Consider the following 23,560-nt stretch of genomic DNA (forward strand, 5'->3'; position numbering starts at 1 on the left):
ATGGTGCGCAATTGCGCACCTGAGAATCTCGAGATTCCGGGTCTGGTGCTGACGCACCATCCCGGAATGACGGAGTGAAGCCTCACGCCTTGTCGAACAGCGACTCCACGTATTCCCAGTTCACGAGGTTCTCGACGAACGCCTTCAGATAGTCCGGACGGCGGTTGCGGTAGTCGATGTAGTAGGAGTGCTCCCAGACGTCGCAGCCGAGGATCGGGGTGGCGCCGTGCACCAGCGGATTCTCGCCGTTCGCCGTCTTGGAGATCTCGAGCTTGCCGTTCTTCACGGACAGCCAAGCCCAGCCGGAGCCGAACTGGCCGACGCCGGCCGCCTGGAAGTCCGTCTTGAACTTCTCGAAGCCGCCGAGGTCCTCGTTGATCTTCTTCTCGAGCTTGCCCGGCAGCTTGGTGCCGCCGCCATTGGGCTTCATCCAGCTCCAGAAGTGGATGTGGTTGTAGTGCTGGCCGGCATTGTTGAAGACCGCCGGGTTCTTCCCGAAGGAGCCCTTCACGATCTCCTCAAGGGACTTGCCTTCCCATTCGGTCCCCTTGAGCGCGTTGTTGCCGTTGGTGACGTAGGCCTGATGATGCTTGTCGTGGTGATATTCCAGCGTTTCCTTCGACATGTATTGGCCGAGGGCGTCATAGGCGTAAGGGAGTGGGGGGAGCGTAAAGGTCATGGGTTCTTGTCCGCAACTGGGTGGGGAACGTGTTCTAACGGTCACCCCTTATAGAAGGTTCCTGCGCTGTTAAATACCTCAGAATTTGCGAAAACGCCTGATGCGACGGCATGGCCTCACTGCGCACCGTACAAGATCAGGCCCGCAACCAGGCGCGCCGAAGGGGCGTAAAATATCATTGCCTTTGAAGCGTTTAAGAGAGAACGAATGCATCCTCGCGCGGAGTTAGCAAAGGCGGACCCATGAGCATCGAGATCGACATCTTGAACGGCGACGCCTCATGGCCGATCGCCGAGCCGCTGTTCAAGGCGGTCTGGCCGCGCGATGCCGTAGAGAAGCGGCCCTGGGGCCACATCAAATGGGCCAATACCGAGCTTCGCGTGCTGATTGAGGCGCCCGAGGGCGGACTTGCCTGTCATGTGGGCATCTACTTCCGCACCATCACCTGGAACGGCCGCAAGGTCCATATTGGCGGCATCGGCGGCGTCTGCACGCGCGAGGACTGCCGTGGTCGCGGCTACGCGACGCTCGCAATCGATGCCGCTATTCACACCATGCGCGCCAACGAGGCGGTCCGCTTCGCGCTCCTGTTCTGCGAGCCGCATAATTTCGCGTTCTACCAGGCTCGTAACTGGCATCCTTTCACCGGCGATGTCTATTGCGAGCAGCCGGAGGGACGGATCCGCTTCGACTGTACGGCGCCGTTCGTCTTCGACATCGTCCGCGCGCCGCGCCTGGGCACCATCGACCTATGCGGCCTGCCGTGGTGAGCCCTGCGTGAACGGACGGCTGGCGCTCATCACACCTGCCTTATAATACGTCAACCATCATCCAATTCCGCCGGTGACGCATGACGATCGACGCCCCCATAGACGCCGCACCGTCGCGTGCCCCGACCGCCTCGCGTGCCCAGGCCGCCTCGCGTGCCCCGGTGAACTCTCCCATCGCCAGTCTTTTGACCGCGCCGATCCTGCCGACGCTGCTCAGGCTCGCGATCCCCAACATGATCGCGATGGTCGGCAGCACGCTGGTCGCGATCGCCGAGACCTCTTATATCGGCCGGCTCGGCACCATTCCGCTGGCCGCGATAGCGCTGGTATTTCCCTTCGCAATGCTGACGCAGATGATGAGCGCGGGCGCGATGGGCGGCGGCGTATCGTCCGCGATCAGCCGCGCGCTCGGCGCGGGCGACCGGGATCGCGCCGCGACGCTGGCGCTGCATGCCGCAATCATCGGCATTTGCGGCGGACTGTTCTTCACCGTGATGATGCTGCTCTTCGGCCGCAACTTCTTCACGCTGCTCGGCGGCCACGGCAACGTTCTCGAAGAAGCCTGCAATTATTCGCAGGTGCTGTTCTCCGGCGCGATCGCGATCTGGCTGGTCAACACGCTCGCATCCGTGATCCGCGGCACCGGCGACATGCGCCTGCCCTCGATGACGCTGATCGGCGCGAGCCTGGTGCAGGTCGCGGTCGGCGGCACGCTGGGGCTTGGCCTGTTCGGCGTGCCGCAACTCGGCATGCGTGGCGTCGCCTCCGGCCAGCTCATCGCCTTCACGTGTGCTGCAGTCTTCTTCGTCTGGTATCTGCTCGCGGGCCGCAGCCGCCTGCCGCTGAATTTCGGCACGTTCCGGTTCGAGCGCGGCATGTTCCTCGACATCCTCAAGGTCGGCGCGGTCGCCTGCCTGTCGCCGCTGCAAACCGTGCTCACCATCCTGATCTTCACGAAGATTCTCGCAAGCTTCGGCACCGAGACGCTCGCCGGCTATGGCATCGGCTCGCGGCTGGAATTTCTGCTGATCCCGATCACCTTCGCCTTTGGCATCGCCTCGGTGCCGATGGTCGGCATGGCGATCGGCGCCGGACAGTTGCAGCGCGCGCGGCGCGTCGCCTGGACGGCGGCTGCGGCGGCCGGCGTCACCGTCGGCCTGATCGGCCTCGTCGTCGCGCTCAATCCGGCGCTGTGGGTCTCGCTCTTCACCCGCGATGCCGGCGTCACGGCCGCGGCGCACAGCTATTTTCACTGGGCGGGGCCGGCCTTCGTCTTCTTTGGCGTCGGCGTGTCGCTGTATTTCTCCTCGCAAGGCGCCGCGCGCGTCGGTGGCCCGGTGCTTGCGTCCACAGCGCGGCTCCTGATCGTTGCCGTCGGCGGCGTCGCGCTCACGACTGCTCAGGCACCGGCCTGGACCCTGTTCGCCCTGGTCGGCGGCGCCATGACGGTATTCGGGTTGTCCACCGCAACCTCCGTTGCCCTGGTGCGCTGGGGCAAATGAACGCGGGAATGTGATGCAGCCGCGCGTTGCATGATGGCGATTTGCTGCTATGGAGACGCCTCCATTTTCGGGGCTCTCCATGATCCGCAGATTCGCTGTTCTCGTCGCCTGCCTCGCTGCGCTGTTCGGCGCGCCCTCAGCACGCGCGCAGAGCGCGGATGCGAGCGGGACCTGGCTGACCCAGGCAGGTGATGCACGCGTCAAGGTCAGCAAATGCGGCGGCGGCATCTGCGGCGTCATCGTCTGGCTGAAGGAGCCCTACGACACCGCGAGCGGCCAGCCCGCCAGCGACAGCAAGAATCCAAATCCTGCCCTCGCCAGGCGCCCACTGATCGGATTGCCGTTGTTCAGCGGGATGCAGCCCTCAGGCCCGAACAAATGGTCGGGCCAGATCTACAACGCCGATGACGGCAATGCCTATGCGAGCCACATCTCCGTCACCGGCACCGATACGCTACGCGTCGAAGGCTGCGTCGGCGCGCTCTGCGGCGGCGAGACCTGGACGCGGGTCGGCCGCTGATTTGGTCACTCTCATGTCCCGGACGCGCTGCAGCGTGCAACGCTGCTGCGCAGAGCCGGGACCCACACGGTTATAGGCCCCGGCTCTGCAGCGCATCACTTACGTGCTGCGCTGCGTCCGGGGCACGAGAATGGTTTCACGCCGTCGCCTTCAGCGCGGTTGCCGCCGACGCATAGCCGCCCCGGGCGCCATCGATGAAGTGGACGTGGTCGCTACGCAGCGCCGAGGGCGTGAAGCAGGTCATCATCGCCGCATCCTGCCGGTGCAGGCCGTAGCGCACGATGCCGCTCTTCGCGGCTGAGGCGAGACGATCGCTCAGGTCACGCTCGAGCTCCGGCGTGCAGTCGAGGATCATGCGCAGGCCATCGTCATATTTCCGGAAGTCCGAGTTCTCGACGACCTGCCGCGTATAGGTCTTCGGCACGAAGCCGCCGACCTTGATGTCGAAGCGCACGATCATGTAGGCGAACAGCGTATAAGCTAAAACGCTGACGCGGCGCTTGAGGAGCGAGCCGCCGCGCCTGGCGCGCGCCTCATAGTCGAGCCCCTGCGGCGGCCATTTCAGCGGCGGGCCCTGCGGCGGCACGGGACGGCCCGCATCCGGACTGCGCTCGACCAGATGGATCACATCCTCGATCACCTTGCGGAAGGCAGGCGGATCGGCGCCGCGCGCCGGCACCACCAGCACGGACAGGATGAGCCCGCGCGAGGCCGGAATCTCCTCGAAGCGGCAGGACAGGCCGGAGAGATCAGGCAGCGTGCCGTCGGGCGCCTCGAGAACCGCGAATTCGCCGCGCTTCATCGCGGCCTCGGCCCACCCCAAACCCCCGCCGGAGAACATCGCATAGGACAGGTTGGCCGATGGCCCGAAGCGCGCGACGCGCACGTCTAGCCCCTGTGCGCGGATCGCGCTGACCGGCACCAGAGCGACGCGCATTTTCAGATCGAGATCCTGCCTGACCCAGGTCGCGGTCGCGGCCAGCGCGTCGCGGGCGCGACCGAGATCGCCGGGCGCGACCGCAAAGCTCGCGCCGTCGCCGCCGAACACGAAGGGGAATTCCCTGCCCTCCAGCGCGTTGGTGACGGCTGCGATCACCGCAGCACCGGCCATGTTGACCGCCTTGTAGCGCTGCGCCGCAATCGCCTTGGTGGAATCGACGATGTCGGCCACCCCGATGGTCCAGTCATCCGGCAGCGGCGAATAGAGGGAGGGATCCATCAGGCTGGTGAAGCCGCGGAAGACGGGGATGCTGCCGTAGAAGGAGACGCCTGGTGTCATCGCCTGGGACCGATGTGTATCGCACAATCAAGATACGGGGCAGGAATCGATTGGGTTCGCCGGTCGGCTCACCCAGGAGGGATTTGCAATAATTGGCGGAAACAGGTCCGGACAACAAGAGCACCGTCGCGTCGAGCCAGTGGATTCCGCACGCGATCGGCAAACAAAACGGATTGGGTCTTTGCGCGATGTGGTGGAAGCAGCGCTAGTGCAGCTTCTCCTTCTCCGCTGCCGAGGGCGCGTGCACATCATGGCAGCCGACGAGCCGGACGAATTGCTGCGGATACATTTCGTAGCCGTGATCGCCGGAATTCTGATGCGACATCGGCTGGTTCTTGGACTGGTTGATAGACTGATTCTTGGGCTTGCAGTTGGTGATGCTCTCGCTTGCCTGCGATGACTGCGCTGACGCGCGGGAAAGGTTCGAAGCGGTCATGCACTGCTCCCTGTCGATTAGGGCAGATCGATTGACGTAACCCAACCGATTGCGGGGCATCTTAGAGCCAAACGCGCGGAAATGAAATTGAGCCCGATCAATTCAAATTACGGCGCCAGAAGTTCCTTAAACTGCGCTAGGCGGTATTTCCCGCATCGATCGTGAACACCGTTCCCGTGATGTTACGCCCACCTTCGCCAAGCAGATACTCGACCATCCGCGCGACGTCCTCGGTCTCCGGCAAGCGGCGCAGTGCGCTGCGCCCGGCGATGCGCTTGCGGCCCTCGTCGGAAAGATTATGCGTCAGCTCGGTGTCGATGAAGCCGGGCGCGATCGCATTCACCGTGATGCCGAGCTTGCCGACCTCGCGCGCCAGCGAGCGCGTGAAGCCGGTCGCGGCTGCCTTGGTCGCGCCATAGACCGACAGGCCGTTATAGCCGGTCGTGGCGATGATCGAGGAGATGTTGATGATGCGACCTGCGCCATCGGCCATCATGTGCCGCGCGATGTATTTGGTGAGGATGATCGGCGACAGCACGTTGAGCTGCACCAGCGCCTCGATCTCGGAATTGTGCATGGTCGCGAGCAGGCCCTCGGTGCCAAGGCCGGCATTGTTGACGAGTCCATAGATCGCGCCGAACTCGTCGCGCACCAATTTTGCGAAGGCCGGGATCGCGTCGATCACCCCGAGGTCGCAGGCGCGGAAATGCAGGCGCTTCTCCGACGCGCGCACCGCGGCCGCGAGCTCCTCGGTCTCGCGCCGCGCCACCGCGATCACGTTGTAACCGGCGCCCACGAGCCGCGTCGCGATCGCAAGGCCGATGCCGCGGCTGCCGCCGGTGATGAGGACGTTATGCATCGGTGCGCGCCAGCTTTCCGGCCGGGGTGACGTCGAGCGTCTCGACGAAGCGGATCACCGCCGGCACCTTGTGTGAGGCAAGCTGCGCCCGGCACTGGTCCAGGATCTGCTCGCGGATCTCGTTCCCCCGTGCCGGATCGGTGCCGTCGGCAAGGATCACGTCGGCCACGACGATGCCGCCGGTGATCGGGCTCTTCCGCGATTTCGCGCGCGACATCCGCACGTCCGGATGACGGTTGATGACCGCCTCGATCTCCTCGGGATGAACCTTCAGGCCGCCGATATTGATGATGCCGCCGCGGCGGCCGACGAAATGATAGCGGTCGCCGCGCAGCTCTATCATGTCACCGGTATCGACGAAGCCGTCGTCCTCGGCAAGCTTGCCGGCATTGCGGCCGATATAGGCGTGCGCAGTGCGCTTGGAGCGAATCCGCAGCGAGCCGTCGACGATCTTCATCTCGACGCCACTGGGGTTCACGCCGATATAGGCGGCGGGGAAACCTTCGAGCCCGTCATTGACGGCAAAGCCGACGCCGGCTTCCGTCGAGGCATAGGCATGGCCGATCGAGGCGTCGGGGAATGCCGCCTTCAGGCCGTCGAGCACGGCCTGGTCGGCGATCTCGCCGGAGAGGCGGACATAGCGCGGCGCAAATTGCGCGGCCGAACCGCTCATCATGAGCTTGCGCCAATGCGAGGGCGTGCCGGAAATGTGCGAGACACCGCGCGCATTCAGCCGCACGACATGGTCCGCGAGAACCTCATGCGGATCCGACAGCACCATCGAGCCGCCGGAGAGGATCGCGCGCAGGAAAATCTGGAGCCCGCCATAGCGGCGGATGTCGTAGAAGGTCGCCCAGACCGGCGCGGGGCCGGGCGCGGGCGCCTCAGCCCGGATCGCGCCGGTCAGCGCTTCCAGCGTATGCGCTGCGATCTTCGGCACGCCTGACGTGCCCGAGGTCAGCATCAGCCATTCGGTGGCGCGCTCGGATTTGGCAGGCGCGGCCTGCGTGAGCGGCAGTTGCGCAATCGCGACGAGCGGGATCACGCTGTCTCGCCAGAACTCCGGCTCGTCGGTGACGACGGCGTCGATCTCCGCATCCGCAATCAGCGCATCGAGGTGAGCGGGATTGAGATCCGGCGGGCACAACAGCATGCGACGGGCGATGCCGTCGAGCTCGATCATGGTAAGGCCGGATTTGAGCTGGTCCGAGAGTTTCAGCAGCACCGATCGGCCGGACAACTCGCCGAGACGGCCGCCCAGGACCGTCTGCGACAGCACGTCGGTCAGCGACACCAGATGGTGCGCATCCGACAGCGTCCGTCCCTTCAGCTCCGCGCCGAGATAGTCGCGGAGTGCAAAGACCTCACGCGGGGACATTTTCGTAGGCCCGCACGAAATCGCCGACGGTCGCGGGGAAGGCAGCGTCCTCGGAAATCGTGAAGGGATCGACGCCGATCTCGTCCTCGAGGCGCGCGACCAGGATTGCGAAGGCGAGCGAGTCGAAACCCGTCTCATGCAGCGACAGATCGTCCGTCAGCTCCGGCAGCGTGACGTGCTGCTCCTTGGCAATCTGCTTGATCGCTTCAGTGACCTTTAACCTTACCGACATGGCTGCGCTCGCTTCGTGTTTGTTGTTGTTTGATCGTCTTCGGCGGAGTGCCCGTCTCCCATTGCTCCGTGGTTTACCGGATAGAAGTAAATGGCTTCTTGGACAATTCAGATAAAATTGGACCTATCTCTGTTTTTCTGCCTGCTAGAGCCTGACAGAACCATCGACAATCTGCGCATATGTCTCCCGGACCAGCGCGACATAAGTCCCCGACTTCGGTTCCATCAGGTATAGCGGGTCGGCGATCGCGCCGGGATCAAACCCCTCGTACGCGAGCTGGTTCTTTTTCTGCTTGAAAGTCTCGGTCGCATCGAGCTCATTCGAAATGCGGATGAAGACGGGACGGGCATAGGGAGGTAGGCGCGCGGCGAGATGTCCGGCGAGCGCGGCGAGATCAAAACCCTCATTGACCACGATCGCGCTCATGCCGGCGCGCCCGTCGGTGCCGGGAATGCCGACGCCGTAAGTCGTTGCGTCGACCACGCCTGTGCAATCACGTACGGCGTCGTTGACCTCTGAGGTCGCGACGTTTTCGCCCTTCCAGCGAAACGTGTCGCCGATGCGGTCGACGAAATGGAAGAAGGCCTTGTCATCGAGCTGCATCAGGTCGCCGGTACGGAACCAGGCATCGCCGTGAGCGAAGACATTGCGCAAAATCTTCTTCTCTGTCTCGCCGGCGTCGGTATAGCCCTCGAAACGGCCTCCGCCTTCATCGGCGGTGCCGATGCGGCCGATGGCTTCGCCCGCCTCGCCGCGGGCGCAGGCAATGCAAAGGCCGTCAGCATTGCGCAGGGGCACGCCAGCATCAGGATCGAGCTTGACGATCGCCGCCGGGAAGCGATGCGCAAGCAGCGGCGGGATGCGGCCGATCGCGCCCGGCCTGCCCTCGACGTTGAACAGCGAGAAGTTGCCTTCGGTCGCCGCGTAGAATTCGAGGATACGGGGGAGCGCAAAGCGCGCCTGGAAATCCTCCCAGATATCGCCGCGCAGGCCGTTGCCGCAGACGAGCCGCAGGCGGTGGCGGTTTTCGTACTCCGACGGCGGCGCCTTCAGGAGGTAGCGGCAGAGCTCGCCGATATACTGGAACAGCGTGCAGTCGTGGCGGACGATGTCGGGCCAGAAATTCGTTGCCGAGAATTTCTCCGCGATCACCACCGAGCCGCCGGCGGCGAGCATGCTGCAGGGCGCGACGATGCCGCCGACGGAATGAAACAGCGGCAGGCAGTCGTAGAGCCGGTCCTGCGGCGTCGCACCAGTCAGCCCTGCGAACCAAAAACCCCAGTTGAGGATGCGGCGATGGCTGATGCTGGCGGCCTTCGGCAGACCCGTGGTGCCCGAGGTGTAGATCAGCAGCGCGCGGCCATTGATGGAGACCTCGCCGTGCTCGTCCTGCGAGAGCGGGCCGTCGTCGAGCGCGGCCAGCGCCACGTCGATCGAGCGCTCGCTGCGCGCATCGCCATGGGTCCAGATCTTTGCCGCCGAGCTCAGGTGCGGCGCGGCATCCGCCAGCGCCTCGGTGAGATCATACGCGACGATGAGGTGGGACGGTTTTGCGACATCGATGCAATGCGCGAGCGACTGCCCGACCAGCCTGGTGTTGATCAGGGCGACGACGGCGCCGATACGGCTGATGCCGAGCCACGCGGCGACATAGTCGACACCATTCGGCATGATCATACCGACGGTGTCGCCCTTCGCGAGGCCAACCGAGCGCGCCCAGCGCGCGTAACGGTTGATGCGCCGTGCGAGCTGATCGTAGCTGATCGTTTCGCTATCGGTGACGAGCGCCGCGCGGTCCGGCTGGCGTCTCGCCCAGTCCTCGACGACATCGGCGAACAGCCGGCCCGGCAGCGTCTCGATGCGCGCGGTGAGCTCGATCGCCTTCAGCCAGATTTTCGAGGCCGAGGGCGCGCGCGAAGGTTTCGCCTGCTCGATGACGCCGGTGTTCATGTTGTTGATGTCTTTCGGCTGATCACTCGTCTGTCACGGTAGCTATAGACCGCGAGCCCCTGACCAGGCGTTAAGAGCAAAGGTAAAAACACGGTTAGTGCGCGATTAACTCTGGTCATCCTTTACCAAGCCGACGGGAACGGCGTGCGGGTCGGCGCGATTCTTGCGATATCTCCCTCGCGCAGGCTTCCCTTCTCCTCTTGTGGGAGAAGGTGGCGCGAAGCCACCCTCTCCCACAAGGGGAGAGGGTCTTCGTGCGTGCGGATGTAGAGATCGCTAACGAAACACCCTCGCATTGAGGCAATAATAATGATCACCAGACGCAACTTTCTCCGCACGGCCGCCGCTGTTGCCACGCCCCTCGCGGCCCCTCGCGTCTTTGCCATGGGCAACCCCTCCTATCCCTCGCGCAGCGTGAAATGGGTGGTGCCTTACGCGCCCGGCGGCGCCACCGACGTGCTGTCGCGGCTGCTCTGCCAGCGCCTGCCGGAGCGGCTCGGCCAAACCTTCGTGGTCGAGAACAAGCCCGGCGCCGGCAGCAATATCGGCACGCAGGCGGTGATTGCCTCGGCACCGGACGGCTACACGCTGCTGCTCACCTCGACCGCGAACGCGATCAACGCGTCCTTCGATCCAGAACTACCCTATGATTTCGCCAAGACCATCGCGCCGGTCGCGGGCGTGGCGCGCATTCCGCTGGTGCTGGCCGTCAATAACGATCTGCCGGTGCGGACCGTTTCGGATTTCATCCTCTACGCCAGGGCAAATCCCGGCACGCTCTCGATCGCCTCCTCCGGCATCGGCACCTCGCTGCATCTGTCCGGCGAGCTGTTCAAGGCGCTTGCCCGCGTGCAGTTCACGCACGTGCCCTATCGCGGCTCAGCGCCCGGATTGACCGACGTGATGACCGGCCAGGTGCACGGCATGTTCGACAACGTCACCTCGTCCTTCGAGCTGGTGCGTGCCGGCAAGTTGCGCGCACTCGGCGTCACGACACGCGAACGGTCCGACATCCTGCCCGACGTGCCGCCGATCGCGGACACGCTGCCGGGTTACGAGACGTCGTCCTTCTACGGCGTCGGAGCACCGCAGGATACGCCGCGCGAGATTATCGATCTCTTGAACCGCGAGATCGACGCCGCGCTGTCCGACAGCGAGATCAGGAGCCGCATCGCCGCGCTCGGCGCCGTAGTGCTGCACGGCAGTGCCGGTGAATTCGGCAGCATGCTGACGGAGGAGACCGCGCGCTGGCGGAAAGTGGTGCAGCTGTCGGGGGTGAAGAAGGAGTAGCGGCACTTGAAGGTGCTCATCGACGAAACGCGATGACCGAGCCGCAATCGCGGCGCGTTCCCTCCCCCCTTGCGGGGAGCTGGAGCGCGACATGCGCTGCCGGCATTGCTCGGAGCTGTCAGGATTTCCCTACAAGCGCAGCCATCTCGTGGCGGCGCGCACCACGAAGATCTCAGTCCGCGATCCGCCCTCGGAATGGTGGCCGGGCGAGCGCTGACGCCGCGCCGCACACATTGCGGCGCTCGGACGCGCTGACGATGCTGCTAGTACGCCTGTTTATAACGCCGGCGGGGCTGCGGCTGGTCGTAACCGTAGTAGGGATTGACATCGCAGGTCAGGCCACGGCCCGAGGCCGAGGCGCGGCACTGCTCCAGCGACGTGAACGAACAGTCGAACCAGTCGCTGCCGCCGCCGCCGCGGAGGCCTCCGGTGTAGACGTGCATGCATACCGGATAGCGCGGGTCGTAGCGCTGGGCGCTGGCAGGCGCCGCAGCCTGCAACGTGGCAATCGCGATGATGGTCAGGAGCGGTATGCGCATTGGAAATTCCTCGAATCGGCGGCGACGGCGGGCATCGCGGCGGTCCGATATGGCATAACCCGGCGGCGAAGGCGACCGTTCTGCAACATACCTCTCCCGCTTGTGACGCACGTGCGAAAGAGCAGACGAGCTGACCTCCTTTGACCTGCAGAAAGCGCATATCTGCGGGCCGCAACTGTTCGACAAAGGTCGCAATCAGCTCGCGCAGGATTCCGTTCGCAAGCCGGCGCGAAGGGACTAGTCTCGCTGGCACAACGCCGGCCCCGAACCGCCGATGGCTCGGAGCGATGAACAAGCATATGGGCTAAAGGAAACGCACATTCGCGCTCGGGCTCTCGGGTGCGGCTCCGCTTTCGCGAGGAGAAGATGCGCTGGCCAGTCGATGGTTTCAGGGCATGCAAGAGAGCTTCTCGTCTCTGTTCATCCGCTACCCGATCGGCACCTCGCTGCTGATGGCGGGCATCCTGTTCGTCGGCCTTGTGGCCTATCCGCTACTGCCGGTTGCGCCACTGCCGCAGGTCGACTTTCCGACCATCCAGCTTTCCGCTTCGCTCCCCGGCGGCAGCCCGGAGACGATGGCCTCCTCGGTGGCGCAGCCGCTCGAGCGCCAGCTCGCGCAGATCCCCGGCATCGCGCAGATGACATCGACGAGCTCGCTCGGCTCGGCCTCGATCACCATCCAGTTCGATCTCAACCGCCAGATCGATGCCGCCGCCAACGACGTCCAGGCCGCGATCAACGCGGCGAGCGGCCAATTACCGAAGAACCTGCCCTCGCCCCCGACCTATCGCAAGGTCAATCCGGCGGACTCGCCGATCATGATCCTGTCGGCGACGTCGGACACGCTGCCGCTGACCACCGTCAGCGACCGCACCGACGCCCAGCTCGCCCAGCAGATCAGCCAGATCTCCGGGGTCGCGCAGGTCTTCGTCGGCGGACAGCAGAAGCCGTCGGTGCGCGTCCAGATCGACCCGGCAAAGCTCGTCGCCAAGGGCCTGTCGCTGGAGGACGTGCGCGGCCAGATCGCGATCACCACCACCGACAGTCCGAAGGGAAACATCGACGGCACGCGGCGCGCCTACACCATCTACGCCAACGACCAGCTGCTCGAAGCCGCGGCCTGGCAGGACGTGATCATCGCCTATCGCAACGGCGCTCCCTTGCGGATCCGCGACATCGGCGAGGCTGTCGCCGGCCCCGAGGACATGAAGACCGCGGCGTGGGCCGACGGCAAGCGGGGCGTGTTCCTCGTCATCTTCAAGCAGCCCGGCGCCAACGTCATCGACACCGTCGACCGCATCAAGGCGCAACTGCCGCGGCTTGTGGCCGCGATCCCGCCGGCGATCGCCATCAAGATCATCAGCGACCGCACCATCACCATCCGCGCCGCGGTCGAGGACGTGCAGATCACGCTCCTGATCACGATCGCGCTGGTGGTGATGGTGATCTTCATCTTCCTGCGCAGCTTCTGGGCCACGATCATCCCGACCGTGACTGTGCCGCTAGCGCTGCTGGGGGCCTGCTCGCTGATGTGGGTGTTCGGCTATTCGCTGGACAATCTCTCCCTGATGGCGCTGACCATCGCGGTCGGTTTCGTGGTGGATGACGCGATCGTGATGCTCGAGAACATCACCCGCTACGTCGAGCAGGGCGAGCGACCACTGGCCGCAGCCTACAAGGGTGCGGCCGAGATCGGCTTCACCATCGTCTCGATCAGCATCTCGCTGATCGCCGTGCTGATCCCCCTGCTGCTCATGGGCGGCATCATCGGCCGGCTGTTCCGCGAGTTCGCGGTGACGCTGGCGATGGCGATCTTCGTCTCGCTGGTGGTGTCCCTGACCCTGACGCCAATGATGGCCTCGCGCTTCCTGCGCGCCGATCACGAGGCGCGGCACGGCCGGGTCTATCAGTGGAGCGAGCGGATGTTCGAGCGCCTGCTCGGCGCCTATGAGCGCGGGCTCGACGTCGCGCTCAAGCACAGCTTCATCACGCTCTGCATCTTCTTCGCGACGGTCGCGCTGTCGGTCTATCTCTTCATCCTGATCCCAAAGGGATTCTTCCCGCAGCAGGACAACGGCTTCCTGACCGCCGTCTCCGAGATGCCGCAGGACATCTCGTTTACGGAGATGAAGCGGCGCCAGGAGGAGCTCAACGCGATCGTGCAGGCCGATCCCGCCGTCGAGTCGATCGCGATGTTCATCGGCGGCGGCGGCACCGCGCTGAATTCCGGACGCATGTACGTCACGTTGAAGCCGCGGGAGGAACGTGATGCCGGCGCGCAGCAGATCATCGCGCGGCTGCGGCCGAAGCTCGCTGCGGTCGAGGGTGCCCGCCTCTATATGCAGGCCTCGCAGGACGTGCGTCTCGGTGGCCGCGCGACGCGCACCCAGTTCGAGTTCACGCTCCAGGACGCCAATCTCGCCGAGCTGAACGCATGGGCGCCAAAGATCCTGGAGGCGATGAAGACGCTGCCGCAGCTTCGCGACGTCGCGACCGACCAGCAGACCGAGGGCACGACGCTTCAGCTCACCATCAACCGCGACACCGCCGCGCGCTATGGCATTCAGCCGCAGCTGATCGACGATACGCTCTATGACGCATTCGGCCAGCGCCAGGTCGCGCAGTATTTCACCCAGACCAACAGCTATCACGTGATCCTCGAGATCACGCCGGAACTGCAGGGCAAGCTGGATACGCTCGACAAGCTCTACATCAGGTCGCCGCTGACGGGCGAGCAGGTGCCGCTTTCGGTCTTCTGCAGCTGGACCAACGTGCCGGTGCGGCCGCTCGCGATCGCGCACCAGGGCCAGTTTCCGGCGGTAACGATCAGCTTCAACCTCGCCGAAGACGTGGCGCTCGGGCAGGCGACCGACGCGGTCTCGCAAGCCGTCAGCGAGATGCGCGCGCCGCCGACGCTGGCGACGAGCTTCCAGGGCACCGCGCAGGCGTTCCAGCAATCGCTCGGCACCGTGCCGCTGCTGATCCTGGCCGCGCTCGTCGTGGTCTACCTGATCCTGGGCGTGCTCTATGAGAGCTACATCCACCCCCTGACCATTCTCTCCACGCTGCCCTCGGCCGGCGTCGGCGCGATCGCCATCCTGATGATCTTTGGCTTCGACTTCAGCCTGATCGCCTTGATCGGAATCATCCTCCTGATCGGCATCGTCAAGAAGAACGGCATCATGATGGTGGATTTCGCGATCGCCGCCGAACGCGAGCAGCGTTTGACGCCGGAGCAGTCGATCCGCCAGGCCGCGCTGCTGCGCTTCCGCCCGATCATGATGACGACGATGGCGGCGCTGCTCGGCGGCGTGCCCTTGATGCTCGGAACCGGCACCGGCGCAGAGATCCGTCAGCCGCTCGGCTATGCCATGGTCGGCGGCCTCCTGGTCAGCCAGGCGCTCACGCTGTTCACGACGCCGGTCGTCTATCTCTATCTCGACCGCTTCTCCAATTTGCTCTCACGCTGGATGGCGAAGAAGCCGAAGCCGCGGGCGGAGGCTGCGGTGGACGAGCAAAAGGATGCGGCGGAGTGAGCTGAGACTATCCTCGCGGCCGATGCGAGAGAGATGCGAGATGCGTTCCCTCCCCTCTTGCGGGGGAGGGCAATCGCATATGGGTTGGTGGACGTGCTCGGCCTCATGGTTCGAGACGCGCCGCAAGCGGCGCTCCTCACCATGAGGGTCTAAGATTTTGCCGCGAAACTAGACCTCATCCTGAGGAGCCCGCCAAAGGCGGGCGTCTCGAAGGATGGCCGCAAAGAGACCTCTCACCCAGTTCTTTTGCATATGCGATTGCCTGCCCGCAAGGGGGGAGGGAACGCAGCGGAGAACGTGGCGCGTGTTCGAACTACCCGCCCAGCGCCTGCAGCACGAGCCGGTTCAATCTTGCCGCAAACGCGGACGGGTCTTCCGGCAATTCGCCGTCGAGGATCTGGGCCTGCTCCAGCAGCAGCAGGCAGAGATCATCGGTCACCGTCGAGCCGGCCGGCGCCCTGGTGATCGCTGACACCAGCGGATGGCGCAGATTGACCTCGAGGATCGGCCTGGAGCGCTCGCCCCGGTTCTGCTGCGCCAGGATACGCTCGAGCTCGCGGCTCGGACCATGGCTGTCGGCGACCAGGCACGAGGCGGAGCTGGTGAGACGCGTCGACGCCTTCACGTCGCTGACGCGCTCGTTCAGGGAGGCCTTGATCAGCGCAATGGTCGCGGCTTCGTCAGCCGCCGGCTCGTCCTTCTGCGCGTCATCGACGCGCGGGATCAGGTCGAGGTTGAGATCGCCCTGGCCCAGCGACTTCAGCGGCTTGCCGTCGAACGACATCGGCATCGAGGTCCAGAAGGCATCGACGGGATCGGTGAGCAGCAGCACCTCGATGCCGCGCGCAGCCGCCGCCTCCAGGCGCGGGCTGGACTTCAGCCGCTCGATGCTGTCGCCGACGAGATAATAGATCTCGGTCTGATTCGGCTTGAAGTCGGCGACAACGTCCTTCAGCGAGCGCTTCTCGCCCGAGGTCGTCGTGAAGCGCGACAGCGTCAGCAGCTTTTCGCGACGCTCGAAGTCCTCGTAGATACCCTCCTTCAGCACAGCGCCGAAGGCCTCCCAGATCTTCGCAAAGTTCTCCGCGTCCTTTTCGGCGAGGCTTTCGAGCTCCGAGACGACGCGGGTGGCGACCGCCTTGCGGATCTGCGCGAGCTGCGGGTTGTTTTGCAGCATCTCGCGGGAGATGTTGAGCGGCAGGTCCTCGCTGTCGACGACGCCGCGGATGAAGCGCAGATAGCCCGGCAACAGATCGGCCTCGTCTGTAATGAAGACGCGCCGGACATAAAGCTTGACCCGGCCCTTGCGCGACGGCTCGAACAGGTCGAACGGTTTCGTCGACGGCGCAAACAGGAGCACGGCGTAGGAATAGCGGCCTTCGGCGCGATAATGCAGCGTCATCGCGGGATCGTCGAAGGCGGTGGCGATCTGCTGATAGGCCTTCTTGTAGTCGTCGGTCGAGAGTTCCGATTTCGAGCGCTGCCACAGCGCGCTCGCCGAATTGATCTGGCGCGGCTCGCCTTCTGCCGGCACGAGCTCGATGGGAAAGAGGATGTTGTCGGAATAGGCAGAGACGATGCGCTGAATCTCGTAGTCTTCCAGATATTTCTTCGCATCCTCCTTCAGGTGCAGCACGATCTCGGTGCCTCGCGTCACGCGTGCTGCATCTGCTTCGCCCGCGCGCGCGATCTCGAAACCGGAGCCGCCCGACGAGGTCCAGGTCCAGACGTCGCTCTCACCGGCCCTGCGGCTGATGACGAGGATCCTGTCCGCAACCATGAAGGCGGAGTAGAAGCCGACACCGAACTGGCCAATCAAACCGAGCCCGTCCTTGGCCTCCTTCAGCTTCGCCACGAAAGCCTTGGTGCCCGAGCGGGCGATGGTGCCGAGATGGTCGATCAGTTCCTGCCGCTCCATGCCAATGCCGTTGTCGGCGATGGTCAGCGTGCCGGCCTGCTTGTCGGGGATGATGCGGATCTTGGGGGCGTCGCCCTCGCCGAGCAGCGCCGGGGTCTCGATCGCCTCGTAGCGGAGCTTGTCGCAGGCATCCGACGCATTGGAAATGAGCTCGCGCAGGAAGATGTCGGTCTCGGAGTAGACGGAGTGCACCATCAGGTGCAGGAGCTCGGACACCTCGGCCTGGAAGGGCTGCGAATGCACAGCCGTATCTGACGTCGTCATGCGTTTACCCGGATCGAAACTGGATGAGGAAACCCGGGATATAGCGCACGGACGCGGTAGATCAAGAGGTTGTGATGGGGCATTCTCGACAAACCCCTCACCTGCCTCGTTTCACGAGGCACCCCACAAGGAGGGAGGGTAAAGATTGCGCCCGTTCACGGAATCGCTACTCGGATCGTGCAATGCTAGCCGTTACAAGCGTCGCCCCTGATTCCAACTGATAATTTTTGATGAAACCGTCCGTCAAGGCGGCCCTCGCCGCACATAGCCACGATGCCAGGCTTTATCTCACGCTCGGGATTGCCAACTGGTCGATCTTCCTCGACCACGTTCCGAACAATGTTGCCAATCTGCTCACCTTGCGCAATTTCGGCTTCAGCGGCGCCGCCGACCTGTTCGTGTTCGTGGTGGGCTATGGCGTCACGATCATCCACGGCAAGATGGCGCTGGAGCGCGGCTTCGTCGTCGCGGCAACCCGCGTCTTCCGCAGAGTCTGGCGGCTCTATGCGGCCTACGTCGTGCTGTTCGTGATCTATATCGACGCCATCGCCTACGTCGCCTCGCAATCGACCGCGCCGGAGATCATCCACGAGTACAATATCTCCGGCATTCTCGAACATCCCCTGCGCATCCTGGTGCGCGGGCTGGTGCTTCAGGAAGAGCCGCTCAACCTCGACCTGCTGCAATTGATGATTCCGCTGATGGCGTTCTTTCCGCTGGCGCTGTGGGGCCTGCTCCGCCGCCCGCACCTGACGCTGCTCGCCTCGATCGCGGTGTACTTCGCGGCGAGGTATTTCGGCTGGACGTTCCGGATCTCTCCGGACGGCGAATGGACCTTCAATCCGTTCTGCTGGCAGATGCTGATGGTGCTGGGCGGCTGGTTCGCGGTGACCGGCGCGCCTGCCCGTGCGCTGCACGGCATGTCGTGGCTGCGCGCACTCGCGGGCGCCTATCTGGTGTTCGCGATGGCGATCACGCTGGCGCGGCATTCGCCGGCGCTGTCCGCCTATCTGCCAGATGCCGTGCTCAATATCTTCACGCCGAACGACAAGGAAAACCTCGCGCCGCATCGCGTGCTGCATTTCCTCGCGCTCGCTTTCCTCGCCACGTATCTGGTGCCGGCCGATCATCCGGCCTTGCTGTGGAAATCGCTGCAACCGGTGATCCGGAGCGGTGAGGAATGGCTCGCGGTGTTCTGCGTCAGCGTGTTCCTGTCCTTCGCCGCGCATCTCATCCTGATCACGGGGCCCAATCTCGTCGCGATGCAGATCCTTGTCAGCCTCGTTGGGCTCGCGGCCATCGCGGCCGTGGCCTACTACATCTCCTGGTCCAGGCGGCAGGACCTGCCCGCGGCCTTGCGGCAACGGGCGTAGGCGTCAGGCGATCGCGGCGAGGTAGCGCGCGACGGACGCGTCGAAGGCTGCCTTGGCACCACCGGCGATATTGCGGCCCCACCATGCACCGTAGATGCGGTCGAAGGCGAACGGCGCGACGGCCTCCGCAATCCGCCGCACCGCGGCTGCATTCAGCGGCGTGTAGTTCGGATAGGAATACATGAAGCTGACGAAGCGGCGGTCCATCGTCACCTGCGCGATGTCCCCGGTGAGCAGCGCGCCACGGCCGTCCGCACCGCGCGTCCAGTGCAGCATGGTGGCACCGGCAAAATGGCCACCGCTGCGCAACAGGGTGATGCCGTCCGAGAGCCGGTGACTGTCGCCGGTCCAGTGTTCGATTGCGCGATGCGGCCGCGTCACCCATTGGCGATCGTCGGCGTGGAGATAAACGGGCGCGCTGAAGGCTTCGCTCCAGTCGGCGAGCCCGCCATAATAATGCGGATGCGAGATCGCGATCGCCTTCAGCCCGCCGAGCGATCTGACATGCTCGATCGCCTCGCGGGTCGCCAGCGGAACGCAGTCCCACATCACGAAAGCACCGCCGTCGGGAACGAGCAGCGCCCGCTGGCCAATGGCAAAAGCCGGCTCGAGCGCAAGACCGGTCAGGCCGAGATCGTCCCGCCACACCACGCGGCAGCGCTCGGTGAGAGTCTCGCGGGACAGAAAGGTCTGCCCCTTCCAGCTCACGAATTGCCGTTCGTCCTCGCAGATCGGACAGGATGCCGGCGGCTGTTCGCTCGAGGGAAATTGCGCGCCGCAGGTTTCGCAGGTCCAGAGTGGCATGGCGTCACGCTTCCTCACTTCCCGAAATTCTTCTGGATCGCCTTGTCGAGCGTGTCGCCGCCGACGAAGCGCTGGCGCAGCTCCCGCTTGAGCAGCTTGCCGCTCGGATTCTTCGGCAGGCTGTCGACGAACACCACTCGCTTCGGCACCTTGAAATGCGCCATCTGCCCGGCGCAATGCTTGATCACCGTCTCCTCGTCCAGCGCCTCGCCGGTCTTGATCACAATGATCGCTGTGACGGCCTCGATCCAGCGCGGATCGGGCAGCCCGACCACCGCGACCTCCGACACCGCGGGAATCCGGTACACCATCTCCTCGACCTCGCGGCTCGCGACATTCTCGCCGCCGGTCTTGATCATGTCCTTCACGCGGTCGACGACGGTGATGTAGCCCTCGGCATCGACGATGGCGAGATCGCCGGAATGAAACCAGCCGCCGGAAAATGCCGCCGCGGTCTTCACGGGATCGTTGTAATAGCCGGACAGAAGATGCGGCGAGCGGTGCACGATCTCGCCGACTTCGCCAACCCCGACATCCTCCATCATCGTGTTGACCACGCGCGTCTCGACATTGATCGTCGGCTTGCCGGCCGAGCCGGCCTTGCGCAGCTGGTCCTCGGGCTGAAGCACCGTGGCGAGCGGCGCGATCTCGGTCTGGCCGTAGAAATTCCAGAATCTGACGTTCGGCAGGCGGCGCTGCAATTCGAGCAGCACCTCCACCGGCATGATCGAGGCGCCGTAATAGCCCTTTTGCAGGCTGGACAGATCGGTCTTGTCGAAATTGGGCGAGCGCAGCATCGCGATCCAGATCGTCGGCGGCGCGAAGAAGGCGGTGATCCCATGAGCCGCGATCAGCGCCAGGATGTTGTCGGCGGTCGGCTTGCCCGTGATCACGCCGGAGGCGCCGAGATAAACTTGCGGGCCCAGGAAGACGTCGAGCTGGGCGCAATGATAGAGCGGCAGTGCGTGCAGCACATTGTCATGAGCGCTCATGCCGCCATCGATGATGCAGCTCACATACTGCCACATGACGGCTTCGTGGGTCAGCATCGCGCCCTTGGGCAGCGATTCCGTACCGCTGGTGTAGATGATCTGGGCGAGATCGCGGCTGTCGACGGAGGCCTCGAAGAACGAACCGTCGGAATGCAAGAGACCGTCGAAATTGGTGAGCCCCGCGGGCGGCGACGCCGGATCCTCGCCCGGCAGCCAGATCAGCTTCTCCACCGCACAGTCCGTGGCGCTGGCAGCGCGCGCGGGCTCGACGAAATCGGGACCGGTCGCAAGCAGCTTTGCGCCCGAATTCTTCAGGATGAAATTGATCTCGTCCGGATTGAGCATGAAGTTGATCGGCACCAGCACCGCGCCGATCCGCGCCACGGCGAAGCGCAGCGCGGCAAAAGCGTGCGAATTGCGCGACAGCACCGCGAGACGATCGCCCTTCCGGACGCCGAGGCCATCGAGCCCGCGCGCCAGGCGGTTGCAGACCGCGTCGAGCTCGGCAAAGGTCCACCTCACGCTGCCGCAGGAAAGAGCAGGCTTGTTCGGTTCACGGGCCGCCGAGCGGCGCAGGAGATCCCCGATGGAATGCTCGCGGGCCTTGGAGATTGTCGCTGCGATTTCGCCGGTCATGCTGGCTTCCCCCGTCGTTCTCTGTTCGCTTAGTGTTGAGGGAAGCTATAATTTCAACGGCGTTTCCGGTCAATTTCGCGCGGACGGGCGCGCATCGCGCATTGCGGGCCATCCTGACGCCTTAACGCAAGTCGTTCTCGCGCGATTGCCTCCACGGCAGGCTCAGAGCTTGTGCCCCTTCTGGCGCAACGCCTCGGTCAGGCGCTGCTTCAGTTCGTCGGCGGCCCTGCGGGTGACGTCCTGGCCGATCTGCGCGCTCGCCTGTGCAAGCGCATCCGATTTCTCAAGCAGCTTCCGCCCCGCCGGCTGGGCGTAGAAGGCCTCGATCTGGCGCAGCTCGTCCACCGTGAAGGTGGCGGCATAGACGGCGGAGATCTGCTCGATCATCTGGTCGACGAACGGCGCGTAGATGTCCGAGCTCGCCGCCGTCATGGCGTCGAAGTCGCGCTCGATTTCGGGCCGATCCTGGGCCAGGACGGGGCGCAGCTTGAGCAGAAGCTGCGGCAGCAGCGCGCGATATTGCTCCGCCGCCCTCATGGTGGTGACGAGTTTGCGCGCCGCGGTCATCGCCTCGGGCGACGGCGCCTGCGCGGCGGCGGTGCAGGTGAGGAACAGCAAGGTGCCCGCGATCGTCAACCAGCCTCTCGACATGAACCTCTCCATGAAAACCGTCATGAGAACTCGTCACGAGAATTCGTCAAAGCGCGCCGCGATTGCCTCTCAACTGCCCGCACTCGCCCCGGCAACGGCGGCTGTCTTGTCGCGATCGAGCTCCGGCTCGGGCTCCTCGTCTTCTTGCACGTCCACGAACAGGTCGGGAATCTGTTTCGCCCGGTCGAACAGCCACGCGACGACGATCATGACCGCGATGCCGGCGAAGGAGACGGCGAGTTGCTCCCACGTACCCTTGGTATATTGGGTCAGGATCCAGTGTGCGGAGAACGACAGGAACACGCCGAGACAGAAGATCGGCAGCGAGTGCTGCCCGCACAGGATGACCGGGCGCAGCCATTTGGTGTGAAGCGCCTTCCAGTGGCGCGGCACGAGCTGGGTGACCCAGACCGCCAGCGCGAGAAAATGCGTGAAGCGCAGCATGTCGAGGTCGGTCTTGTCGATCGGGTAGATCGCCTTGATCATCCACTTCGGGATCATCGCCTCGAGCGCGTGAACGTGCCAGGTCATCACGATCAGGAGCGCGAACGCGATCCAGGCGGCTGCAAGTCCCATCACGGGCTTCGACCACACCCATTTCGCGATCTGGTCGATCTGGCCGGAACCGCACCAGGCCGCGAACACGAACATCAGCTGCCAGCAGAACGGATTGAAATACCAGGTCGTGCCGGGCGGATAGGACGCGAGATTCCAGTCGAACCAGCGCGACAGCACGTAGAGCACCACGGATGCCAGCAGCGTGAGGTTCGGACGCCGCACCAGGCACCACACGATGAAGGGCGAGGCGAACACCAGCGTGATGTAGAGCGGCAGCACGTCGAGATTGACCGGCTTGTATTTCAACAGGATCGCCTGGCCGATCAGCTCGTCCGGATGCGCCAGGAAATTGAACACGTTGAACTCGTGCTCGTACATCGGGTTGTCGAACCGTCGCGCGGTGCGTGCGATCTGGGCGGTGAACAGCAGGAACAGCATGATATGAGCGACATACAGTTCGGCCGTGCGCCTCCACAGCCGCTTCAGCGCCGCGAGGAAGAAACCGCCCCGCACGATCGGTGCGTAGATCCAGCCGATGAGATAGCCGGAGATGAAGACGAAGAACTCGGCGGCGTCGCTGAAGCCGTAATTGCGCAAGGTCAGCCACGCCACGACGTCGTGCGGGATGTGATCGAGGAAGATCATCCACAGGCCGATGCCGCGGAAGAGATCGAGCCGCAGGTCACGCTCGATCGGAGACAAGAGAGCTGCCGAATCCCGGTTGATCATGGCTCCGCCCCGTTTTCCAAGGACAGTCTTAAGAACAGTCTCGCGGCAGATAGGCCGCCCAAATCAATCAATGCTGAAATTGACGCGGCTAGGCCACCTGACCCGGTGGCTAGCGGCCAAGAATACCAGCCAAGAATGCTCGCCAAGGGTAGCGGACATCGGCGCCGTGGAAAAGAAGAAGCTTTGTCGCGCCGACGGGCGCTCGGATCGGCCGGCCGGGCTTTCCTGCGGCGTCGCAATCTGATCTTCTTCCGCCTCGTTTTTGGGGGACCACGCAATGAACGTCGCCATCATCTGTACCGCCCTGCTCGGCCTGCTGCTGTTCGGCCTGGGGTTTTATGTCTCGATCCTGCGCGGCAGGTTCAGGCGGAGCATCGGCCATGATTTCGGCCCCACCGACCCGATTCACCGCGCGGTGCGGGCGCACGCCAACACGGCCGAATACGCGCCGTTCTTCGCGGCGATGTTTCTCTGGTTCGCAATGCGCCCAGTGCCGGCCTGGATCATCGTGACGATCGTGGTAGCGACGATCGCGCGCTTTTCCCTTGCCGCCGGGCTGTTGTGGGGCAAGTCGCTCAACCGGCCCAACCCGGCACGCTTTGCCGGCGCATTGTTCACCTATCTCTGCGGATTGGTGCTGGCGGTCGGACTGGTGGTGATTTGAG

The 23,560-nt window shown here is 64.3% G+C and carries 21 protein-coding genes; 8 read left to right on the forward strand and 13 right to left on the reverse strand.

Annotation, left to right across the window (positions count from 1 at the left end):
- Positions 1 to 82: 82 nt before the first annotated feature.
- Positions 83 to 679, reverse strand: coding sequence for a superoxide dismutase (locus NLM33_RS22405; protein WP_254098793.1), 597 nt, complete (start codon positions 677 to 679; stop codon positions 83 to 85).
- Positions 680 to 921: 242 nt separating this feature from the next.
- Here NLM33_RS22405 and NLM33_RS22410 point away from each other — a divergent pair, with 242 nt between their 5' ends.
- The 3 genes from NLM33_RS22410 to NLM33_RS22420 all read left to right on the forward strand — a co-directional run bounded on the left by NLM33_RS22410 (position 922) and on the right by NLM33_RS22420 (position 3,471).
- A complete protein-coding gene (locus NLM33_RS22410; RefSeq protein ID WP_254098796.1) occupies positions 922 to 1,449 on the forward strand; it encodes a GNAT family N-acetyltransferase in 528 nt (175 codons plus the stop codon).
- A gap of 80 nt (positions 1,450 to 1,529) precedes the next feature.
- Positions 1,530 to 2,951, forward strand: a complete 1,422-nt coding sequence (locus NLM33_RS22415) for an MATE family efflux transporter (protein ID WP_254098798.1) — start codon at positions 1,530 to 1,532, stop codon at positions 2,949 to 2,951.
- A 79-nt stretch (positions 2,952 to 3,030) separates the two neighbouring features.
- The gene (locus tag NLM33_RS22420) at positions 3,031 to 3,471 is read left to right on the forward strand and encodes a DUF2147 domain-containing protein (protein ID WP_254098800.1); all 441 of its coding nucleotides are present in this window, start codon (positions 3,031 to 3,033) and stop codon (positions 3,469 to 3,471) included.
- A 136-nt stretch (positions 3,472 to 3,607) separates the two neighbouring features.
- Here the strand turns inward: NLM33_RS22420 and NLM33_RS22425 are convergent, their stop codons facing one another.
- From NLM33_RS22425 to NLM33_RS22450, 6 genes are all read right to left on the reverse strand, one after another.
- Positions 3,608 to 4,750 (reverse strand): DUF3095 domain-containing protein, encoded by a 1,143-nt coding sequence (locus NLM33_RS22425; protein ID WP_254098802.1) that lies wholly within the window; start codon positions 4,748 to 4,750, stop codon positions 3,608 to 3,610.
- 205 nt (positions 4,751 to 4,955) lie between these two features.
- Complete coding sequence (locus tag NLM33_RS22430) at positions 4,956 to 5,186, reverse strand: hypothetical protein (RefSeq protein ID WP_254098804.1); 231 nt, start codon at positions 5,184 to 5,186, stop codon at positions 4,956 to 4,958.
- 136 nt (positions 5,187 to 5,322) lie between these two features.
- A complete protein-coding gene (locus tag NLM33_RS22435) occupies positions 5,323 to 6,045 on the reverse strand; it encodes an SDR family NAD(P)-dependent oxidoreductase (protein ID WP_254098806.1) in 723 nt (240 codons plus the stop codon).
- Positions 6,038 to 7,423: a class I adenylate-forming enzyme family protein gene (locus NLM33_RS22440; protein WP_254098808.1), complete on the reverse strand. Its 1,386-nt coding sequence runs from the start codon at positions 7,421 to 7,423 to the stop codon at positions 6,038 to 6,040. The genes NLM33_RS22435 and NLM33_RS22440 overlap by 8 nt, the downstream gene beginning before the upstream one ends.
- Complete coding sequence (locus NLM33_RS22445; RefSeq protein WP_254098810.1) at positions 7,410 to 7,655, reverse strand: acyl carrier protein; 246 nt, start codon at positions 7,653 to 7,655, stop codon at positions 7,410 to 7,412. Before NLM33_RS22445 ends, NLM33_RS22440 begins: the two co-directional genes overlap by 14 nt.
- 144 nt (positions 7,656 to 7,799) lie before the next feature.
- Positions 7,800 to 9,614 carry a long-chain-acyl-CoA synthetase gene (locus NLM33_RS22450; protein ID WP_254105855.1) on the reverse strand — a complete coding sequence of 605 codons (1,815 nt, stop codon included), beginning with the start codon at positions 9,612 to 9,614 and terminating at the stop codon, positions 7,800 to 7,802.
- 300 nt (positions 9,615 to 9,914) lie between these two features.
- Between NLM33_RS22450 and NLM33_RS22455 the strand changes: the two genes are divergently transcribed.
- Both NLM33_RS22455 and NLM33_RS49300 read left to right on the forward strand, forming a co-directional pair.
- On the forward strand, positions 9,915 to 10,895 hold the full coding sequence (locus NLM33_RS22455) for a tripartite tricarboxylate transporter substrate binding protein (RefSeq protein ID WP_254098812.1): 981 nt from the start codon (positions 9,915 to 9,917) through the stop codon (positions 10,893 to 10,895).
- Between the two features lie 91 nt (positions 10,896 to 10,986).
- The gene (locus NLM33_RS49300; protein WP_256570542.1) at positions 10,987 to 11,112 is read left to right on the forward strand and encodes a hypothetical protein; all 126 of its coding nucleotides are present in this window, start codon (positions 10,987 to 10,989) and stop codon (positions 11,110 to 11,112) included.
- Between the two features lie 46 nt (positions 11,113 to 11,158).
- Here NLM33_RS49300 and NLM33_RS22460 read toward each other — a convergent pair whose 3' ends face one another.
- Positions 11,159 to 11,434 carry a DUF3551 domain-containing protein gene (locus tag NLM33_RS22460; RefSeq protein ID WP_254098814.1) on the reverse strand — a complete coding sequence of 92 codons (276 nt, stop codon included), beginning with the start codon at positions 11,432 to 11,434 and terminating at the stop codon, positions 11,159 to 11,161.
- Between the two features lie 395 nt (positions 11,435 to 11,829).
- Here NLM33_RS22460 and NLM33_RS22465 point away from each other — a divergent pair, with 395 nt between their 5' ends.
- On the forward strand, positions 11,830 to 14,970 hold the full coding sequence (locus NLM33_RS22465) for a multidrug efflux RND transporter permease subunit (protein ID WP_254098816.1): 3,141 nt from the start codon (positions 11,830 to 11,832) through the stop codon (positions 14,968 to 14,970).
- Between the two features lie 313 nt (positions 14,971 to 15,283).
- Here NLM33_RS22465 and htpG read toward each other — a convergent pair whose 3' ends face one another.
- On the reverse strand, positions 15,284 to 17,152 hold the full coding sequence (gene htpG, locus NLM33_RS22470) for a molecular chaperone HtpG (RefSeq protein ID WP_254098818.1): 1,869 nt from the start codon (positions 17,150 to 17,152) through the stop codon (positions 15,284 to 15,286).
- A 230-nt stretch (positions 17,153 to 17,382) separates the two neighbouring features.
- Here htpG and NLM33_RS22475 point away from each other — a divergent pair, with 230 nt between their 5' ends.
- Positions 17,383 to 18,525, forward strand: a complete 1,143-nt coding sequence (locus NLM33_RS22475; protein WP_254098820.1) for an OpgC domain-containing protein — start codon at positions 17,383 to 17,385, stop codon at positions 18,523 to 18,525.
- Between the two features lie 3 nt (positions 18,526 to 18,528).
- Here NLM33_RS22475 and NLM33_RS22480 read toward each other — a convergent pair whose 3' ends face one another.
- From NLM33_RS22480 to NLM33_RS22495, 4 genes are all read right to left on the reverse strand, one after another.
- Complete coding sequence (locus NLM33_RS22480) at positions 18,529 to 19,329, reverse strand: MBL fold metallo-hydrolase (protein ID WP_254098822.1); 801 nt, start codon at positions 19,327 to 19,329, stop codon at positions 18,529 to 18,531.
- Positions 19,330 to 19,343: 14 nt separating this feature from the next.
- A complete protein-coding gene (locus tag NLM33_RS22485) occupies positions 19,344 to 20,957 on the reverse strand; it encodes an acyl-CoA synthetase (protein WP_254098824.1) in 1,614 nt (537 codons plus the stop codon).
- 162 nt (positions 20,958 to 21,119) lie between these two features.
- Positions 21,120 to 21,608, reverse strand: a complete 489-nt coding sequence (locus tag NLM33_RS22490; RefSeq protein ID WP_254098826.1) for a DUF2059 domain-containing protein — start codon at positions 21,606 to 21,608, stop codon at positions 21,120 to 21,122.
- A 69-nt stretch (positions 21,609 to 21,677) separates the two neighbouring features.
- Positions 21,678 to 22,895, reverse strand: coding sequence for an OpgC domain-containing protein (locus NLM33_RS22495; protein WP_254098828.1), 1,218 nt, complete (start codon positions 22,893 to 22,895; stop codon positions 21,678 to 21,680).
- A gap of 277 nt (positions 22,896 to 23,172) precedes the next feature.
- Between NLM33_RS22495 and NLM33_RS22500 the strand changes: the two genes are divergently transcribed.
- Positions 23,173 to 23,559: an MAPEG family protein gene (locus tag NLM33_RS22500; protein ID WP_254098830.1), complete on the forward strand. Its 387-nt coding sequence runs from the start codon at positions 23,173 to 23,175 to the stop codon at positions 23,557 to 23,559.
- The last annotated feature ends 1 nt before the right edge of the window (position 23,560 follow it).

The sequence above is a fragment of the Bradyrhizobium sp. CCGUVB1N3 genome (genome assembly GCF_024199925.1).
Classification (GTDB): Bacteria; Pseudomonadota; Alphaproteobacteria; order Rhizobiales; family Xanthobacteraceae; genus Bradyrhizobium.

What these genes read in the sequence shown, in the direction of transcription:
- NLM33_RS22405 (WP_254098793.1), bottom strand. Translation starts at nt 679, where the DNA reads ATGACCTTTACGCTCCCCCCACTCCCTTACGCCTATGACGCCCTCGGC.
- NLM33_RS22410 (WP_254098796.1), top strand. Translation starts at nt 922, where the DNA reads ATGAGCATCGAGATCGACATCTTGAACGGCGACGCCTCATGGCCGATC.
- NLM33_RS22415 (WP_254098798.1), top strand. Translation starts at nt 1,530, where the DNA reads ATGACGATCGACGCCCCCATAGACGCCGCACCGTCGCGTGCCCCGACC.
- NLM33_RS22420 (WP_254098800.1), top strand. Translation starts at nt 3,031, where the DNA reads ATGATCCGCAGATTCGCTGTTCTCGTCGCCTGCCTCGCTGCGCTGTTC.
- NLM33_RS22425 (WP_254098802.1), bottom strand. Translation starts at nt 4,750, where the DNA reads ATGACACCAGGCGTCTCCTTCTACGGCAGCATCCCCGTCTTCCGCGGC.
- NLM33_RS22430 (WP_254098804.1), bottom strand. Translation starts at nt 5,186, where the DNA reads ATGACCGCTTCGAACCTTTCCCGCGCGTCAGCGCAGTCATCGCAGGCA.
- NLM33_RS22435 (WP_254098806.1), bottom strand. Translation starts at nt 6,045, where the DNA reads ATGCATAACGTCCTCATCACCGGCGGCAGCCGCGGCATCGGCCTTGCG.
- NLM33_RS22440 (WP_254098808.1), bottom strand. Translation starts at nt 7,423, where the DNA reads ATGTCCCCGCGTGAGGTCTTTGCACTCCGCGACTATCTCGGCGCGGAG.
- NLM33_RS22445 (WP_254098810.1), bottom strand. Translation starts at nt 7,655, where the DNA reads ATGTCGGTAAGGTTAAAGGTCACTGAAGCGATCAAGCAGATTGCCAAG.
- NLM33_RS22455 (WP_254098812.1), top strand. Translation starts at nt 9,915, where the DNA reads ATGATCACCAGACGCAACTTTCTCCGCACGGCCGCCGCTGTTGCCACG.
- NLM33_RS49300 (WP_256570542.1), top strand. Translation starts at nt 10,987, where the DNA reads ATGCGCTGCCGGCATTGCTCGGAGCTGTCAGGATTTCCCTACAAGCGC.
- NLM33_RS22460 (WP_254098814.1), bottom strand. Translation starts at nt 11,434, where the DNA reads ATGCGCATACCGCTCCTGACCATCATCGCGATTGCCACGTTGCAGGCT.
- NLM33_RS22465 (WP_254098816.1), top strand. Translation starts at nt 11,830, where the DNA reads ATGCAAGAGAGCTTCTCGTCTCTGTTCATCCGCTACCCGATCGGCACC.
- htpG (WP_254098818.1), bottom strand. Translation starts at nt 17,152, where the DNA reads ATGACGACGTCAGATACGGCTGTGCATTCGCAGCCCTTCCAGGCCGAG.
- NLM33_RS22475 (WP_254098820.1), top strand. Translation starts at nt 17,383, where the DNA reads ATGAAACCGTCCGTCAAGGCGGCCCTCGCCGCACATAGCCACGATGCC.
- NLM33_RS22480 (WP_254098822.1), bottom strand. Translation starts at nt 19,329, where the DNA reads ATGCCACTCTGGACCTGCGAAACCTGCGGCGCGCAATTTCCCTCGAGC.
- NLM33_RS22485 (WP_254098824.1), bottom strand. Translation starts at nt 20,957, where the DNA reads ATGACCGGCGAAATCGCAGCGACAATCTCCAAGGCCCGCGAGCATTCC.
- NLM33_RS22490 (WP_254098826.1), bottom strand. Translation starts at nt 21,608, where the DNA reads ATGTCGAGAGGCTGGTTGACGATCGCGGGCACCTTGCTGTTCCTCACC.
- NLM33_RS22495 (WP_254098828.1), bottom strand. Translation starts at nt 22,895, where the DNA reads ATGATCAACCGGGATTCGGCAGCTCTCTTGTCTCCGATCGAGCGTGAC.
- NLM33_RS22500 (WP_254098830.1), top strand. Translation starts at nt 23,173, where the DNA reads ATGAACGTCGCCATCATCTGTACCGCCCTGCTCGGCCTGCTGCTGTTC.